The sequence below is a fragment of the Sphingomonas sp. Leaf25 genome (assembly GCF_001421635.1).
Taxonomy (GTDB): domain Bacteria; phylum Pseudomonadota; class Alphaproteobacteria; order Sphingomonadales; family Sphingomonadaceae; genus Sphingomonas.
This window is the reverse complement of record NZ_LMKU01000015.1, coordinates 1-1,525: the sequence shown is the minus strand read 5'-3', so window position 1 is coordinate 1,525 and position 1,525 is coordinate 1. Positions and strand designations below refer to the sequence as shown.

Genomic DNA, 1,525 nt, shown 5'->3' with positions numbered 1-1,525 from the left:
CAGACCGTCCGGAAACGCGATGAGGATTCCCCGGCATGTCGGGGAGCTGTAGTCTGCGGACATGGCGTACATCGAAGGTCATGCGCGGAACCAGGCGTTGCTGCTGCCGGCGTCGGTCGAGGACTATGTGGCCGCGGACAACCCGGTGCGGTTCATCGACGCCTTCGTCGACGACCTCGATCTGGGCGGGGCGGGTTTCCAGCGGACGCGGCCGAAGGCGACAGGGCGTCCCGGTTACGATCCGGCCGACATGCTCAAGCTGTACCTGTACGGTTACCTCAACCGGGTACGGTCGAGCCGGCGCCTGGCAGCGGAAGCGACCCGCAATCTCGAACTGATCTGGCTGCTGCGCGGGGTTCGACCGGATTTCCGGACCATCGCCGACTTCCGGTGCGACAACCGGGCCGCATTCAAGACGGTGTTCCGTGCGTTCGTCCTGCTGTGCCGCAAGCTGGACCTGTTCGGGCGTGAGTTGCTGGCGGTGGACGGCACGCGGCTGAAGGCGGTGAACGGTCGGGCACGTAACTTCAGTCGCGAGCGGTTGGCGACGTATATCGCCTCGGCCGACGCGCGACTGGAGCGCTACCTCGCCGAGCTGGACCAGATCGACCGCGGCGAGGACGCCGCCGGTACCGGTCGTGCTGATACATTGGTGACGAAGATCGCCAGACTGCGTGAGCAGCGTCAGGCCAGTTCGGCGCTGATGGATCAGTTGGAGGCCAGCGGCGAAGGGCAGATATCGCTCACCGATCCCGACGCTCGTGCGATGGTTGCGCACGGCAAGGTGACCATCGGCTACAACGCACAGGTGGCGGTTGACGTGAAGCACAGCCTGATCGTCGAGCAGCACGTCACCAACGCCTGCAACGACATGGGCTTGCTGGCACCGACCGCCGGAGCGGCGATGGAGACGCTCGGGGTCGAGCGGATCGATGCGGTCGCGGACATGGGGTATCACAAGGGCGAGGACATCGAGGCGTGCGAAGCGGCCGGTATCACGCCGTACATTCCCCGCCCGCATCGCGGCATCAACGTCAGCAACGGCCTCTTTCCCAAGGAGCGTTTCCGCTACGATCCGGTAGCCGACGCCTATCGCTGCCCCGGCGGGCAGGTACTCGACACCCGCCACAGCTCGATCACCCGCGGGCATGTGACGGTCCAGTATTCCAGCCCCGCCGCCTGTGCCGACTGCCAGATGAAGGCGCGCTGCACCACGGGACGCTGGCGGCGCGTCAACCGCTGGGAGAAGGAACACCTCATCGAGCCCATGGCCGAGCGCCTCGAAAGGCGGCCCGACATCCTCGTCATCCGCCGCTCCACGGTCGAACACCCGTTCGGCACGATCAAGCAGTCGATGAACCAGGGTGCCTTCCTGATGCGCGGGCTGGAGAAGGTCCGCGCCGAGTTCAGCCTGACCGCGCTCGCCTACAATCTCAGACGCGCCATCACCCTCATCGGCGTGCCGGGGATGATCCGGGCGGTTCAGGCCTGATCCAGGCGGCCGTATCCCCGGCACGACCGCGGG

1 protein-coding gene is annotated in these 1,525 nt (G+C 66.4%); it reads left to right on the top strand.

Features of this window, described 5'->3' with window-relative positions:
* The first annotated feature begins 61 nt into the window (after positions 1-61).
* Positions 62-1,492, top strand: a complete 1,431-nt coding sequence (locus ASE78_RS07670; RefSeq protein ID WP_056495382.1) for an IS1182 family transposase — start codon at positions 62-64, stop codon at positions 1,490-1,492.
* The last annotated feature ends 33 nt before the right edge of the window (positions 1,493-1,525 follow it).